The sequence below is a fragment of the Wocania arenilitoris genome, from assembly GCF_021728535.1.
GTDB classification, from domain to species: Bacteria; Bacteroidota; Bacteroidia; order Flavobacteriales; family Flavobacteriaceae; genus Wocania_A; species Wocania_A arenilitoris.
In genome coordinates this window covers 58,344-74,713 of the sequence record NZ_JAKKDU010000011.1, presented here as the reverse complement: position 1 = coordinate 74,713, position 16,370 = coordinate 58,344, and the positions used below count along the sequence as shown (strand labels likewise).

Genomic DNA, 16,370 nt, shown 5'->3' with positions numbered 1-16,370 from the left:
ATTATTTATTGTTTTTGTTAATTTGATTCAATGTGTTCCACCCTTGATACAAGAAACGTGGGGTATGAAAACAGCCTTTCCACTTTCCGCCTTTTAATGGTAACAAAACCCCTCCTTGTCGATTCAGGTAGCCAAACCACTCACCGTACTTCTTATCGGCAAAGTGCTCCCAGGTATAATCATGAAGTTTCCTGAACCACTCCCAACATTTTTCATTTCCGGTGTAAGCATAGCCTTTTAACATAGCTAAAATAGCCTCTTGGTGTACCCACCATAGTTTTTGATCCCAATCAAGACGATCAGGCGGATTACCCAACAAGTCTTTAAAATAAAAGATGCCACCGCACTTCTGATCCCAGCCAAAATCAAGAATATTAAACGAAATATCAACGGTCTTTTCTACCAGCTTATTATCTCCGTTACGCCTTCCAATATCCATCATAAACCACATGGATTCGAGCCCATGTCCGGGATTAACCAACCGCCCATCAAAAGTATCCATAAAGCTACCGTCGGCTGCCACGGTTTCCACAATTAAACCATGTTCTTTTCGGTAGAATATATCCATCACTTCTTTAGTAGCAAACGCTATGGTTTCATTTACTAGCGAAACATCGAGCACATGCTCTAACTCCAGCACCAGATTTGATAAAATCATAGGCAGGGCAAACCCTTTAGCTGGGCGTGTTCCGGGAAATGATTTCTCATATTTCCCTTTCGGATTTTCCTTTCTGCCAAGAATATTCAGAAATGTTTTTTTCGCCAAGTTACTGTATGCTTCATTTCCTGAGGCTTTCCCCAACTGTGCAAAAGCCATAGCCGCAAAACAATCCGAAAAGATGTTGTAGGGTTGAACAAGAGGCTTGCCCTCTCTGGTAAGTGAGAAATACCAGTTACCCGCCTTGTCCATTCCATTATTTATTAGAAAACGGGCGCCATGTTCTGCTATTTCCAACCATTCCTGCCTAGGCTCCATATTGTTATACAACATTGAAAACAACCACACTTGACGGCACTGAAGCCAGATAAACTTATCGGTATCATACACTTTACCTTCCCTGTCGAGACAGGTAAAATACCCCCCATGTTTATGGTCAAGAGAGTGGTTCTCCCAAAACGGAAGAACGTTTTTTAATAGTGTGCTTTTGTATAAAAAAGCATATTCTTCAATATTCATTGTTTTCTTGTAGCATTTAAGTTATCTATTACGCTTATAACCGTGTACTTAAACAAGCACTTTTCCCACACGATTTTCACCAGAATTATCTGTAAAGCTTTAAGGAATAATTCCTATGGTCTGTCTGTGCTTTCTTAATTCTTCTTTCATCTCCTCAATAATTTCCAGGTTTTCTGCTTCGTTATACACATTTTTTAATTCCTTCGGATCATCATTAAGGTTGAAGAATTCCCAATACTTGCCATCGCCATAACCTGGGAAATGATGAAGTTTGTAATTCTTTGATCGAACGCCATAGTGTTCCAGCACACCAGGATAAGGATAAAAATGATAGTATGTTGTTTTTCTCCAATCTCCCCTTTCGTCTTCTTTTAAAAGTGGTACAATAGACCGTCCGTATAAATCGCCTGGTACAGAAGCATTAGCAATATTTAAGAAGGTTGGTGCAAAATCCAGAATATTGACCAAATCATCATTAACCGATTTTTCTCTTACTACACCCGGCCAGCGAACAATTAATGGAATTTTCAATGACTCCTCATATATCCACATTTTATTGAACAAGCCGTGATCCCCCAAAAAGAAGCCATTATCAGACGTGTAAATTACTATTGTGTTTTCGCGAAGACCTGATTCATCTATATAGTCCAATAATTCTCCAATATTCTCATCCAAAGATGCTATGAGTCTCTTGTAACCTTTTATCATTTGCTGATAGACCACCGATGTTCTGGCTTGCTTTTCCTGTGGAGCACTGGCCATTAATTCTCTGTATATATCTTGTTGCCAATGACAATTAATCAACTTGGTGCTTTCACAATCACCAAGTTTTAAAGGATCACGAGATTTCCAATCATCATGAATAGTTTCGGGCTCAGGAATAACCTCATCGTTAAAAAGACGTGCATGTTTTTCTTCATGGATATCAGGACCGTGGGGCGCTTTATGCTGCACCATTAAAAAGAAGGGGCGATCCCCTTTTTTATCTTCTAACCAATCGATGGCACTATTCGTAATAATATTGGTTAAGTAACCTGTTTCTCTATGTCTCTCTTTTCCTTTCTCTATAAACTCAGGATCAAAATAAGAACCATGTGCATCCAATACCTTGTAGTAGTTAAAACCAGTTGGAAGGCTTCTTAAATGCCATTTACCAATAATGGCCGTTTCATAACCTGAAGCCTGCAAAAGTTTAGGGAACGTCTGTTGAGAACCGTTAAATACCTCATTATTTTGCTTTACGCTATTGTTATGACTGTGCTTACCGGTTATTAGCGCTGCACGGGCCGGACTACATAATGAATTTACCCCAACAGCTTGCGTAAAACGCATACCCTCATCTGCTATTCGGTCTATATTAGGGGTCTTTATGATATTGCTCCCATAGCAGCTTAAACCATGAGCTGCATGGTCATCGGCCATGATAAAAATTATATTGGGTTGTTGCTGCTCAATAGTACAAGCAGTCATTATGAAAATTGTGATTATACTAAATAAAATCTTCTGAATCATCGTTAATAATTTACACGTGAATATTAAATTTATTAATGTGCAACTCCTGGTAGCATTTGGCTCCATATTTCATCCATATTGCTACCAATGCTTGTTTCTTTGGTAATATCCCAGAAACTTGTTTCTTTTAGTTTTAAAGCCAGTGTTGTGGTAATAAAACTCTGTGTCCAACCGGTAAGCGTTCCCCAAGCTCCCCAGCCATGGTCGGCATTGGAACCGTAATACTCCCAGTTTTCGTAATCGAAAGCCCGAAACCAGCACCCATCAAGGTCGGCACGTCCATCAGTCGTAGATTGTATACGCACCAGAAAATCTGCCAACTTATCTACGGCTGCCAGATATTTTGGATCTTGTGTTGCTTGAGCTGCTTCGTTCAAAGCAAAAAAAGCAAAGTTGGTGGTATAAAGCATGTCAGCCACAGGCTCCCCATTTGTCTGAATAAGCGGTGCTTCGGTTGATCCGTAATGGTCATTGCTTTTGGGAGCACCGTATTTGCCATTTCCACCAATTCCCAGTTCTTCTTGCAATGCGCCGCAAGCTACCTGGTTTATTAATAAATCATCGCACATCTGCTTTAACCAGACTCTATTCTGAGGTGTATCTTCTGCCCGTACTAGCCACGACAGGGGCAGTATCATTCTTGCACGCTCCTGCTGAAGTCCATTGGTCCATAACCAGTTTTCTGAATAGTTATCCATAGTGATCTTTATCCCTATTTTTGCTTTATCGAGTAATGGTTGGTAGCCCGTTTTATCGTACAACCAAAGGTATGTAGCCCAAAGCCACGATTCAAAGTGAGGAGCAACATTCTCGAGGTCTCTTTCCATTAATACCTGCCAGCTTAGCTCGTTTATATCATCACCTTCCAAACGGTTAGTTCGGAATCCTTTTTTGCCTGAAGTACGGAAGTTAGCTAAGATCAATTCGGTAATTTGATCATCCCAACGGCTGTTTTCCAAAGTCATTGATGCTAAAATTGATCCTAAAATAACACGTGCGTTGTCATCTCCGTAGTAACGATTAGGGTGTGTGTCGGCCCATCCTATCAGCCCATAGGAAGATTTTGCCGGGTCTTTACTACTAGCAGTCTGAAAAGTGTTTGTATTAAACAGGAAATTCATCAGGTTGGTAGCAACATCCTGATATTGTGGATTTCCTTTAATATCGTTTGCTATGGCATAGGTCATGGCAGACTCAGCCACACAATCAGCCCGCAGCCAGTAACGGTACTGCTGGCTTCCATCCGGGTTAATCCAGGAATAGTGCCCTTCCATGATTCCTAGCGAACCATCTCCGGAGGGTAAGGATAAATCCATGGGTGGACCAACTGGCAATTTCTGAATATCTATTTGTTTCCAGGCATCCTTCCACTCAGGATGAATCAGGAATCGTGATTTTTCGTACCAGGCTGCGCCCCGGTCGATTGCATTTTGGTAGGCGTTTACGGTCAAAGCATCCTCTGGACCATAGGCCGGCTTTACCAATGGCTTCCATTTGATATCTTCTTTTTCCATACCAATGGAGAGAATGGAAAGAATGCCACCTAAGACATTTCTGTAATTGTCGTAAGGGGTATAACGGCTTTTCACAAAATCACTCAGTTTTGTTGTTGATATTAACACCCCATTGTCTTCAAAAAGTATCGGAAAGTTGGGTGTGTCCTCAAGGCCGTAAATTGCATCTTTAAAACCGGCTACTTTTGCGCCTTTCAGATGACACTCCCTATTGGGTACGTTAACATACGAATATAGACCAGCATCAACGATGCTCAAATTATGCGCTTTACCCAGAAACGTTGAGGTAACAACAATCCTTTCTTTTTTTGTAGACTTGATTTCTCCAGTTTCTCCCGATGGTAAACGGTCAGGGAATTCCACAAAAACCTTTAGGTTCTTTTCTTTGGCCTTGGTATAAAAATCGACAGGAAGTATTGTTTTTTTAACCGGATAGTCGTTGGCCAATACCAAAAGGGTTTCATTGCCCGGACTAGATTCCAGAGCCTCGGTTATATCATCGTATCGCTGGCAAACCTGTTCTCTGGTTTTTACTAGCTGATACAAATCGTTATTTTCATCACATATAACAATTACCCTGTTTTTCCCAATAATATTTGTAACGTCATCTTTATCTGCTACTGCTTCTTTACATGAAATACTTAAAACACAAAGAAAAAGGAAGATTATCAACCCATATACTTTGCGCATTTTAGTAATCAATTTATTCTCTAATTTAATATTCTTTGTCATTATTATATTTTTAAAATTACAATTATTAAACGTTTAAGAAATACTTTTGCAAGTTGTCTAATTCATTATTCTACTAAATTCAGATCGAATAGTATTGTGTTATTATTTTATAATTCTAATCAAATCTACAAAACGTATAAAATAATATTGTTATATTTAATGCTTTAGCATTCTTTTATACATGAAGAAATTTGATCGGACAGAAACAAAAAACAGAAAAATACTTGATCTAGAAAAAATAGGATTTGATGATTTTTATATCGCTGGATTTCAGAAAATCAAATCAGTAGAAGATAGCAAGGAAATGCAGACACATACTGATATGATTGAAATTCTTTATATAGATAAAGGCCTTCAGTATTATAAATTAGGGCAAAAGGAGCTTATGCTTAATGGTGGGGATATATTAATAATTCCACCAGAAAAGAGACATGGTACGAATAACCATCCAGAAGATACGGCAAATCTTTTCTGGATCGCTTTTAAGATTCCAAAAAATAGAAACCGTTTACTCAATTTGCCTTTAATTGAGACTAAACACCTTATCAATACCTTTCTTAACCTGCCTAGTTGCCATTTTAAGGGAAATGCAAAAATCGCAACAACCTTTTCAAAGATTTTCGAATACTATGACCTTAACGAAAAGGTAAATTCAAAAATACATTTGACTAGTCTTTTTCTTCAACTGTTACTAATTGTTATTGATGCATCCCATAAAAACAAGATGGATAATTCTCCCTCACAGGAAATAAGCAATATTGCAAATTACATAAAAAATAACCCCAGGAAAGAACTGTCAATCAGCTATCTTTCTGACCTAATAAATTTATCTGAGTCGAGATTTAAACATCGCTTTAAGAAAGAAATTGGAATTCCTCCAGGAGAATTTATTATGAGGAATAAAATCAATTATGCAAAAGAAAACTTTAGCAACTATGATTCCATTCAGGATTTAGCATTTGCACTTGAGTTTTCTTCGTCGAATTATTTTGCTTCTGTATTTAAGAAATATACAGGTAGTACACCAACAGAATATTGTAAAGATACATTAAGTTAAGTGTATCCTGTTTATAGAAGACGTTTTTTGATAAATTTAATTATATGGTGATTGTTTTAATTTATAATGAATTGATTTTAAAAAATTAAACTTCTTTTTATTAGAACGTGCATTGGCACATTAGTAGCCTTTTTTCAGACATTCTTTTTTATTTGATAATACTTCACTCAAATTATTCAATAATTCGTAATTTAAGACCGTTGCAAGGGATTAACAATATTGATCTAATTGGTTACCTTTCTGAGAATGGAAAAAACATCAGTCCCAACCCTAGCAGATAGTATTTGTGATCTTCGCACGAGAAAGATCAAACGTGCTTTTTTCACTCAAATAAATACATTACTGGATTGGTCTGCTATTGATCAATTAATAAAGCAGCATTATAAAAAAGAAAAAGCGCAACTGGGAATACCAGTTATAGAGGCCTTTAATTATTTAAAATGATTTTGATTTGTCTGATGTTAGAAAACTTTTGCATGAAACTTCGGGTGTTGTAGTTCAAGATAATACCGATACAAATACTTACCCAATGCCAATATATGCACATGATAAAGATGATGTTTTTGTGGGCAGAATTCGTAGAGACGAAACCCAACCTAACACCTTAAACATGTGGATTGTTGCCGATAATTTACGTAAAGGTGCAGCAACTAATGCTGTACAAATTGGCGAATATTTAATTGAAAATAATTTAGTGTAGTTTTTTAACTTAAAATTATAATTAGTCTTAAAAAGTCCTTGTAAATTTACAAGGACTTTTTTTATATCAATAAATTTAAGTATCTTATAAATAGGTTTTTACGAAAAAATAAACCTGATGCGCAGCCTAAAAAACGGCATGATTTTTGTAGTATTATGGCTACTGTTTAACCAAAAAAATCTTCTCATGAAACCACTCTTCAATACTTTAAGCGCTGTATCGATTAATTTCGTTTTTATTTTAACATCATTATATGTTTTTTCAAGTAATAATACGCTATTGGCTGATGGTAATCCATCCAAAACAGATATTGTTTTAAAAGAAAAAATATACATTCATTTTGATAAAGCTTTTTACAATCAAGGAGAAAATATTTGGTATAAAGTATACTTGGTTGATGCCATAAACCATGCGCCTGAGACTTTAAGTAAAGTGGTTCATGTCGATTTAATTGGTCCAAACCAAGACATCATAGAAAGTAAAACCATAGAAATCTCTGAAGGTGTGGGTAAAGGCGATTTTAAACTGGCTAATGCTTTACCAAATGGCGCATACACCATTAGAGCATACACCAATTTTATGCGTAACTTTGATGACTCCTATTTCTTTACAAAAAAAATTCTTGTCAATCATTTAGATGCTGATGGTGGGTTTAATACAGATGCTGCTAACCCTAATATTAGCTTTTCTCCAGAAGGTGGTAACATTATTGGTGGGTTTTTAAATAGAATTGTTGTTAAAGCTACAAATCCTTTAAACCATGGTGCTATAGTTTCTGGTGAGATATTAGATGATGCTAACACTAAAATACTCGACTTCGTAACCTCTAAATTCGGACTCGACAGCTTTCAGTTTATCCCTCAAAAAGGTAGATCTTATACTGCAATCGTTTACCATAACAACGAAAAATATGCTTATCCGCTGCCAGCAGTTAAGGACTATAGTGCCACTATGAGAATTGATGAAACCTATCATGGGTACAGAGTTAATGTTTTTTCTTCTTTAGCTAACGGCACAAATAACCTAGAGTTAATAGGGTTGCAAAAAGGCGAAGTGGTTTGTCGCGCTAAAATAAATGGTGAAAACACTCAAGCCGCTATCGATTTGCCAAAATCTGATTTAATGCATGGTTTAATTCAATTCCAGCTTTTAAATAAAAATGGTACAGTTTTAAGTGAAGAACTTGCCTTTATTGACGCTAATCATTTAGAAGACAAAGTAACGGTTACACCTTCTAAAAAAGTTTATGATAGTAACGAACAAGTGGAACTTGAAATTGATTTTAACAAGCTGTTTCAACAAAACTTAAAAGCTAATATGTCGGTTTCGGTTACCCAAGTTAACCCTGTAATAAACCATGTTCCAGATTTAGATATCACATCGCATTTGCTTTTAAACTCTGAGATAAAAGACAACATAGAACAATTTGGTGCGTATTTTGATAACGATTCCATTAGAAAAAAAACCATTCATCAGGTATTAATCGCTCAAGATAGTAATCAGCATTTGTTTAAAGAAGATATTAAAACCCACAAATTACAGTTTACACCAGAATCCGGGTTTAAACTAAGTGGTGTGGTAAAAAGTAAAAACAAAAAAAAGCTTGTAAAAGCTAATGTTTCGCTGTCTTATAAAAACGGTAAAGAAATGGGGTACGACCAAACTACAACGGATAGTTTAGGGCGGTTTAGCTTTAACAACCTTAATTTTGATGATAGAACTTTTGTAGCACTAAAAGCTAAAAGTTTGAGTTCTCATAAACACAAAGGGGCTTTTACTATTGAAATAGATTCAGCTTCAAAAGCTCAATTTAAATCAAAAAAAGCTATTGGCGATGAAAACATACAAGTTACCGACTCTTCAACAAAATATAACAGAAATCTTGAATTTGACCCTCAAGAAGGAGAAGTCAAATTAGAACAAGTGGATATAGCTGCTGAAAAAAAAAGGTTAGATAGGTTTGCCAAAAAAAGAAAAGCGTCATTATACACAAGACCTAATCATACCTTAGATTTTGAACGGTTACGTGCTTCCCCTTCAGCTAGAGATGCTATTCAAGCTTTACAAGGCTTATTCCCAGGTGTGAACATTATAGGTAATGGAACAGGCTATAATGTAACATTAAGAGGAAGACGTTCTTTAAATGGAAATAATCAGCCTTTATTTCTACTTGATGGTGTTCCTACAGATATAGACATGATTCAATCTATCCCAATTTTTGATATAGATTTTATTGATATTATACAAAGCTCGGGTACCTCAATCTATGGGACAAGAGGTGGTGGTGGTGTTATAGCGGTTTATACTTTAGATGGGACTGAAGCAAAAGATGAACAAAATAATAAGAATGGAATGGTTAGCTTTTATCACCCAGGGTATTACCAAGCCAGAACATTTAATCCTAATGCTAATAATTCATCAACACTTTATTGGAATCCAGATTTAAAAGTAAACCCTTCTGAAAATACCAAAATAAGATTTAATGCCACTAAATCTGGCACCTATAAAGTCCTGCTAGAAGGCATTACTTCTAACGGAATACCCGTTAAATCTGAAGCTTATTTTGAGGTGAATTAATTCTTTTTTAATCTTGCTTAATAAACGCCATTTTATAATCTGTTGAGGCGAGCGTCATAATGGTTTTAAATATATACTCGCACACCTGTTTTTGACCTTTAAAATTTATTAAATCAACCGTATCCTCAGGTGTATGATATTGTCGGTGTCCGCCAGTATGCATCCCTAAAACCGAAATGCTTTTTTTATAAAACGACACATGGTCTGATCCACCAACAGAACCCGCATGCACAATAGGGGTTAGGTTTAAAGATTTGCCTAAAGTTTTCATAAAATCTACCCCATCAGGAAAAGTGCCTGCACCACCCATATACACATGTTTCTCTTTGTTCATCCTACCAACCATATCCATATTAATCATCAATTTAATTTGTGATAATGGTACTAATGGATTTTCAACAAAATACCTGCTTCCTAATAAGCCTTGTTCTTCGGCTCCAAAAGCAATAAAAATAATACTGCGTTTTAATACGTGTTTTTCACTGGCTATTTTTTCGGCTATTTCTAAAAGTGCTGAAGTTCCGCTGGCATTATCATCAGCACCATAATGAATGGTATTCTTTTTTTCAGATTTAGATGATGGGCCACCAAATCCTAAATGGTCGTAATGCGCACCCAAAACAATGTATTCGTTTTTAAGTAGCTCATCATTGCCTTCAATAAACCCAACCACATTGCAGGTTTTTACAATAGGTTTTTCTTTAACCCCTTTTTCTACTCGAAGTGCAGCTTTAAAGTTTTGTTTGTAACCTACCTCAAAAGATTTAATTCCAATATTTTTAAATGCTTTCTTTAAATATTTAACAATGCTTTTGTTTGTTTTTCCTCCTGGGTATCGACCAGCGTTTTTATCTGAAGTTAAAAATAAAATGTGTTCTTTTAGTTCGTTTTCAGTGATTTCAGATTGCGAAAACACACATAAATTAATCATCCCTATCAATAAAAACAAAAAAATATTTTTCATAGACCACCTCTTTTTCAATACCCTCAAATATATAACATGTAATTTAATCTTTAAATCTGTTTTACTTATTTTCGAAGATTAATAATTTACCTGTTATGAAAAAAATAATACTTAGTTTTTTAACTCTCGCTACTATTATGGCGTGCAAAAATGATAAAGAAGAAAAAATATTATTGTGAATTATCCTGAAACAAAAACGGTAGGTACCGTTGACACATATTTTGATGTAGAAGTTAAAGACCCGTATCGTTGGTTGGAAGATGACAGAAGTGAAGAAACCGAAGCTTGGGTTAAATTACAAAATAAAAGTACCTATGCATATTTAGATAATATTCCGTTTAGAGATAAACTAAAAGAGCGTTTATCGAATCTATGGAATTACGAAAAAGTAGGTGCGCCGTTTATTGAAGGTGAGTATACTTATTTTTCAAAAAATGATGGTCTGCAAAATCAAAATGTATACTACAGAAAAAAAGGCGATGAAAAAGCCAAAGTGTTTTTAGACCCAAATACCTTTTCTAAAGATGGTACTATTTCATTAGGCGGTGGCTTAAGTTTTTCTAAAAACAGCGACATGTTAGCGTATTCTATTTCTGAAGGTGGTAGTGATTGGAGAAAAATTATTGTTGTAAATCCTGAAACACGAGAGATTGTTGAAGATACGCTTAAAGATGTAAAATTCAGTGGTATTTCGTGGTACAAAAACGAAGGCTTTTATTATTCAAGTTACGATAAGCCAAAGGGTAGCGAACTTTCGGCTAAAACTGACCAGCATAAAGTGTATTATCATAAATTAGGAACGCCTCAAAAAGAAGATGCTTTAATTTTTGGCGGCACACCTGAAGAAAAGCATCGTTATGTATTTGCTAGTGTAACCGAAGACAATAATTATTTGATTATTTCAGCTAAAGTTTCTACATCGGGTAATAAATTATTTATCAAAGATTTATCAAACCCAGAAAGCCAACTTATTACCATTTTAGATCATACAGATAGCGACACCTATATTATTGAAAATGAAGAAAGCAAACTGTTTTTAGTTACTAATTTAAATGCACCAAACAAAAAAATTGTAACTGTTGATGCATCGAAACCAATACCAGAACATTGGGAAGATTTTATACCTGAAACTGAAAATGTTTTAACCCCATCAAAAGGAAGTGGATTCTTTTTTGCTAAATATATGGTTGATGCTATTTCTAAAGTAAAACAATATAACTATAACGGCGAATTAATAAGAGACATTGAATTACCAGGGTTGGGAACTGTAAATGGGTTTAATGGTAAAAAGAAAGATACTGTTTTGTATTATTCGTTTACAAACTATAACACGCCTTCTAGCATTTATAAATTTGAACCTGAAACTGGTAAAACTGACTTATATTGGAAACCAAGCATTAATTTTAATAGTGATGATTTTGAAAGCAAACAAGTGTTTTATACCTCAAAAGATGGCACTAAAATACCTATGATAATTACCAATAAAAAAGGCTTAGAACTCAACGGAAAAAACCCAACTATGCTTTACGCATATGGTGGATTCAATATCAGTTTAACACCTTCTTTTAGAATTACAAACGCTGTTTGGATGGAACAAGGCGGTATCTATGCTGTCCCTAATTTACGTGGTGGTGGCGAATACGGAAAAATATGGCATGATGCAGGTACACAAATGAAAAAACAAAATGTGTTTGACGACTTTATTGCTGCTGCAGAATACTTAATTGAAAACAACTATACATCATCTGATTATTTAGCTATTCGGGGCGGATCAAATGGTGGCTTATTAGTTGGAGCTGTTATGACACAGCGCCCATATTTAGCCAAAGTAGCATTACCTGCTGTTGGTGTTTTAGATATGCTTCGTTACCACACGTTTACTGCAGGAGCAGGTTGGGCTTATGATTATGGCACTGCCGAACAAAGTAAAGACATGTTTGAATATCTTAAAGGCTACTCACCCGTGCATAATGTTAAACAAGGTATTGAATATCCTGCAACTTTAGTAACCACTGGCGACCATGATGATAGAGTTGTTCCCGCACACAGCTTTAAATTTGTAGCCGAATTACAAAGTAAACAAACAGGAAATAACCCAACTTTAATACGCATTGAAACTGATGCTGGCCATGGTGCCGGCAAACCTGTTAGTAAACAAATTGAAGAACAAGTAGATATTTTTGGTTTTACACTTTATAATATGGGATTTGATGTATTGCCAAGTAAAACCAAAGAAAAAATAAAAGGATAACCCTCCTTTTTTGTCCGTTCGAGCGCAGTCGAGAACTATTTAAGAATCCCGACTGTGCTCTATGTAACAACATATTATATGCTTCAAGTTAAAAACATATCTTTTTCTTATAATAAAACTCCTGTTTTAAAGAGTATTTCTTTTAAGGTAAACCCTAGCGAACACTTTTCCATTATTGGCGAAAGCGGTTCTGGAAAGAGCACCCTTTTAAAACTATTATACGGAACATACGATTTAAACAAAGGACAAATTTTTTGGAAAGACAAAGAAATTTTAGGCCCAAAGCACAATCTAATAGTTGGTCCAGAATACATGAAATATGTGGCACAAGAATTCGATTTGATACCATTTATTACTGTTGCTGAAAATATTGGGGAATTTCTTTCTAATTTTTATCCCGAAGAAAAACAAGAACGTATTGATGAACTTTTAGAGGTTGTTCAATTAAAAGATTTTGCAAATACCAAAGTAAAATTATTAAGTGGTGGACAAAAACAACGTGTTGCCTTAGCAAGGGCTATTGCAAAACAACCTGAAATTATTTTATTAGACGAGCCTTTTAGCCATATCGATAATTTTAAAAAGCAATCCTTACGCCGAAGTTTATTTAAATATTTAAAAGAAAAAATATTACCTGCATTGTGGCTACACACGATAAGAATGATGTTTTGCCCTTTTCAGACAATATGATTGTTTTACATGATGCTCAAATTATAGCAAACCATAAGCCTCAATATTTATACAAAAATCCTCAAAACAAATTAATTGCCTCTTTTTTTAATGAGTTTAATGTTATAAATGGTGAAATAGTTTATGCACAACAACTAAAAATTGTCAATAAATCAAATTTAAAAACCACCGTAAAAGAAAGTTATTTTAAAGGTAATAATTATTTAATTGAAGCTAATTTGGATGGCGAAAAGGTGTTTTTTGAAAGTAAAATCCCATATGCTAAAAACAAAGTGTTGTTTCTTGAGATAGTATTATAAATCTTCTCTTTCGGCATACTCTAAATGATTTGGCAATTCAATTGAAGAAAACTCAAAATGCAATACGCGTCGTCTTTTTTGGACTTTAGTTTTAGATGAAGCATGCAGTAACAAAGGCTTTATTAACTGAACGCCACCAGAAGCAACTTCGCTTGTAAACGGAATGGAGTTGGTTGTTATCAATTTAATTTCATCATCATTTAACCGTTTATTATGCGAACCCGGAATCACTTTTAAAGCGCCATTTTTTATACTGGTGTCGTCTAAGTGAATCCGCATTGAAAAGGTTTTTTTAGATATATCTTCTGTCGGACAAACACTTATAATACCCTTTTTATTTGTCCAAGAAGTAAACCCTTCTGTATCTATTTTTTTTGAAACATTAATAGGCACATCTTGATGCCACGTTACATACCAATTATCTTGTGGTGATTTGTCAAAATAAATAGCTTTAGTTAAAAACACATCTTTATCGATTGACTTTATTAGCTTTTTAAAGTTTCTATTAAACAGAATCTCTTTAAGCTCAGGCATTTTTTTAAGCACTTCGCGCATACCAAAAGCTTGCTCGTTATGCTCTCTTAAATATTTATCTAATCTTGCTTTTAGTTTTCTAATATCGCGCTTTGTATAAACATGATTTAAAATCCCAAAACCTTTATACTCCAAACGTTTTGCAATGGTTCTTAAATTTTTATCATTAATTTCAGTTTCATAGGCATCAACAGCATCATACAAACGCTCTTTTATTTGACGTTTTAAACGCTCTGGTGCAATTACTTTTATGCCCTCTCCAAGTCCTAAAATTTCTTTTTCCAACTCAAAATTAAGCTGCACATTTAAAGAAATAGTTACGCCATAATTATCTCTACCCACTTGTTTTTGTGAGTGATGAAAAGGCTTTGTTAATACATAAGGCGCTTGTTTATGGTTAATATAAAGCAATACAGTTTCTGGTTCTAAATTTGGGCTAACAGAAACTCCAATAGCATTTTTATAATACGTTTCGGTGTCAAAAGTATCATCAAAAACAAATGTTTTAGCACTTTTTTTAATTGAAATTATACGATCTAAAGCTAAATTCATTACACCTTCATTTTGCTTTCTTTTACCAATAACAAACCATCGGTTTCTAAACTCTTTTAGTAAATATGGGTGGAACGTAAATGTACTTTCTTGTCGTGCTTTAAATGATTGATATGTAATTTCAATAGCTTGTTTTTTTAGTATGAATTGATACAATTTGTCTAAAAATTCTAAACCTTTTAAATTATCGTTTTTTTCAAAATCAATTAAAGGTTTTTCTTGTGTTTTTTGAGTATAAATGTGGTCTTCTAATTTTTGGACCATGCTTCCTAATTCGTTAAAATGCGAAAACCCTTGAAACTGTTTTAAAAACGAAACCGCTTCAGATAATTTACCCAAATCTTGATTAGAAATCGGGCTGTTTGTTATGCTGTAATCTACATCGTCGTACTTATAAAATTTCCTGTCGTAAACCACAATTGGCGCGTTATATCCCAACTTGTCGCTACGCATCATTTGCAAATCTAATTGTACAGTACGTTTGCTAACATCAACATCTTTTCCTTCGTACTCGTAAAGTGCATCAGAAACCGCTTCAATCAAATCATTAAGCGTCCATTGTCTATAATTATTTTGCAAACATTTATCAATGGTTTTATATCGTATTAATGCGTTTTTATTGACTGCCATTTTTGTGTTTTTTTAAAGCTGAAATAAAAGTAATAAATTACTGCGCATTAGTTATGCGTAGTTTATAAAAATGATGAATTTTAAAGCATTTTAGATTTATTTTTTGCTTTTTTCAAAAAAAGTTAATACTTCGTATTAAGGCCTTAAATTTTTAGAGATTGAAAAAATAAATTTTGAAAAGTCAAAAATAAATCTAAATCTTTGCAGCGCATTTTGCCATACCAATCTCGGTCGAAGTAAAGCAAGTTAAATTAAAAATTAGAAACTATGAGTTTATTTATAACATATCAAAATTTCCCGAAAGGCATATCGCCTTTTGTGATGCTTCGTGATTATCGTTAGATAAACTTTTCAAAATTATAAATGAAAAAATCCGAAGCAATTAAAAACTGTTTCGGATTTTTTGTTTTCAGTCGTTAGCAAATCTGCTAAACATTTTCCAAAACAGTAATTACAAAAATTAACAATCGTGATGTCACACTGAGCGCAGTCGAAGTGTTTCAAAACGAAATTATTAAAACAAAAAACAATGGACACGAATTTGTTAAACAATTACGTGCTTAAAGCTATAGATGCGTATCCGTACGACTTAGAAGAAACCGTTGAAAACCTAAATTATGCATTGTCTTACGAGGCAAATAATATATATGCCTTATACTTAATGGGGCGTTTGCAAGCAGAACAATTAGGGGATTACGAAAAAGCAAAGCAGTATTATGCTGAAGCTTTGGCTAATAAAATGGATTTTGTAAAAGTGTATCCTAAATACATTTCTGTGTTAATATGGAATGAAGATTACGATGAAGCTAAAAAATTAATTGAATTTGCTTTTACCGTAAAAGGATTAAATAAAGGCGAAGTTTGGTTAAAACAAGGTCATCTTTTTGAAAATCTTCAAGATCATAAAAAAGCGATTAAAGCACTTAAAATAGCAAAATCATTTGGATTTAACAACGATTTTATAAGCTATATTGATAATGAAATTAGCAGAATAAAAGCCAAATTAAAACCAAAGCGCAAGAAAAAAAAGAAGAAAAAGAAGAAATAATTTTAGTACGCAAAAACATTGCGCAATAGTGTAAAATATTTGCAGAGTAATTAATTAGAAGTCATTTGGAATCAGGCTTCAATAAGTAGCGCTCCACCAGACGAGGAAGCTGGTGGGGCTTAATAAAAGAAAA

General features: G+C 34.4%; 11 protein-coding genes and 2 pseudogenes. 8 read left to right on the top strand and 5 right to left on the bottom strand.

Features of this window, described 5'->3' with window-relative positions; genetic code table 11:
- Nucleotide 1: 1 nt before the first annotated feature.
- The 3 genes from L3X37_RS10385 to L3X37_RS10375 form a co-directional block, all read right to left on the bottom strand.
- A complete protein-coding gene (locus tag L3X37_RS10385) occupies nt 2-1,177 on the bottom strand; it encodes a n-acyl-d-glucosamine 2-epimerase (protein ID WP_237240109.1) in 1,176 nt (391 codons plus the stop codon).
- 99 nt (nt 1,178-1,276) lie between these two features.
- Nucleotides 1,277-2,689 carry a sulfatase family protein gene (locus L3X37_RS10380; RefSeq protein WP_237240108.1) on the bottom strand — a complete coding sequence of 471 codons (1,413 nt, stop codon included), beginning with the start codon at nt 2,687-2,689 and terminating at the stop codon, nt 1,277-1,279.
- Nucleotides 2,690-2,721: 32 nt separating this feature from the next.
- Nucleotides 2,722-4,935 carry a hypothetical protein gene (locus tag L3X37_RS10375; protein ID WP_237240107.1) on the bottom strand — a complete coding sequence of 738 codons (2,214 nt, stop codon included), beginning with the start codon at nt 4,933-4,935 and terminating at the stop codon, nt 2,722-2,724.
- 181 nt (nt 4,936-5,116) lie between these two features.
- Here L3X37_RS10375 and L3X37_RS10370 point away from each other — a divergent pair, with 181 nt between their 5' ends.
- The 4 genes and pseudogenes from L3X37_RS10370 (at nt 5,117) to L3X37_RS10355 (ending at nt 9,269) form a co-directional block, all read left to right on the top strand.
- Nucleotides 5,117-5,992 carry an AraC family transcriptional regulator gene (locus tag L3X37_RS10370; RefSeq protein ID WP_237240106.1) on the top strand — a complete coding sequence of 292 codons (876 nt, stop codon included), beginning with the start codon at nt 5,117-5,119 and terminating at the stop codon, nt 5,990-5,992.
- Between the two features lie 246 nt (nt 5,993-6,238).
- The gene (locus L3X37_RS10365) at nt 6,239-6,436 is read left to right on the top strand and encodes a hypothetical protein (RefSeq protein ID WP_237240105.1); all 198 of its coding nucleotides are present in this window, start codon (nt 6,239-6,241) and stop codon (nt 6,434-6,436) included.
- Nucleotides 6,432-6,692 (top strand): annotated as a pseudogene (locus L3X37_RS10360) (Asd/ArgC dimerization domain-containing protein); the annotation flags it as partial. The gene L3X37_RS10365 and the pseudogene L3X37_RS10360, both read left to right, overlap by 5 nt.
- Before the next feature lie 186 nt (nt 6,693-6,878).
- Nucleotides 6,879-9,269, top strand: a complete 2,391-nt coding sequence (locus L3X37_RS10355) for a TonB-dependent receptor plug domain-containing protein (RefSeq protein WP_237240104.1) — start codon at nt 6,879-6,881, stop codon at nt 9,267-9,269.
- A 7-nt stretch (nt 9,270-9,276) separates the two neighbouring features.
- Here the strand turns inward: L3X37_RS10355 and L3X37_RS10350 are convergent, their stop codons facing one another.
- Nucleotides 9,277-10,233 carry a M28 family metallopeptidase gene (locus L3X37_RS10350; RefSeq protein ID WP_237240103.1) on the bottom strand — a complete coding sequence of 319 codons (957 nt, stop codon included), beginning with the start codon at nt 10,231-10,233 and terminating at the stop codon, nt 9,277-9,279.
- A gap of 95 nt (nt 10,234-10,328) precedes the next feature.
- On the opposite strand from L3X37_RS10350, the pseudogene L3X37_RS10345 reads away from it, so the two are divergent.
- From L3X37_RS10345 to L3X37_RS15430, 3 genes and pseudogenes are all read left to right on the top strand, one after another.
- Nucleotides 10,329-12,484: pseudogene (locus tag L3X37_RS10345) on the top strand (prolyl oligopeptidase family serine peptidase).
- Between the two features lie 78 nt (nt 12,485-12,562).
- Nucleotides 12,563-13,174: an ABC transporter ATP-binding protein gene (locus tag L3X37_RS10340; protein ID WP_369409893.1), complete on the top strand. Its 612-nt coding sequence runs from the start codon at nt 12,563-12,565 to the stop codon at nt 13,172-13,174.
- Nucleotides 13,171-13,473, top strand: a complete 303-nt coding sequence (locus L3X37_RS15430; protein WP_369409892.1) for a hypothetical protein — start codon at nt 13,171-13,173, stop codon at nt 13,471-13,473. The genes L3X37_RS10340 and L3X37_RS15430 overlap by 4 nt, the downstream gene beginning before the upstream one ends.
- On the opposite strand, the gene L3X37_RS15425 is transcribed toward L3X37_RS15430, so the two are convergent.
- Complete coding sequence (locus tag L3X37_RS15425; protein ID WP_369409891.1) at nt 13,468-15,189, bottom strand: WYL domain-containing protein; 1,722 nt, start codon at nt 15,187-15,189, stop codon at nt 13,468-13,470. The genes L3X37_RS15430 and L3X37_RS15425 overlap by 6 nt on opposite strands.
- Nucleotides 15,190-15,718: 529 nt before the next feature.
- Here L3X37_RS15425 and L3X37_RS10325 point away from each other — a divergent pair.
- A complete protein-coding gene (locus L3X37_RS10325; RefSeq protein WP_237240102.1) occupies nt 15,719-16,237 on the top strand; it encodes a tetratricopeptide repeat protein in 519 nt (172 codons plus the stop codon).
- Nucleotides 16,238-16,370: the final 133 nt, after the last annotated feature.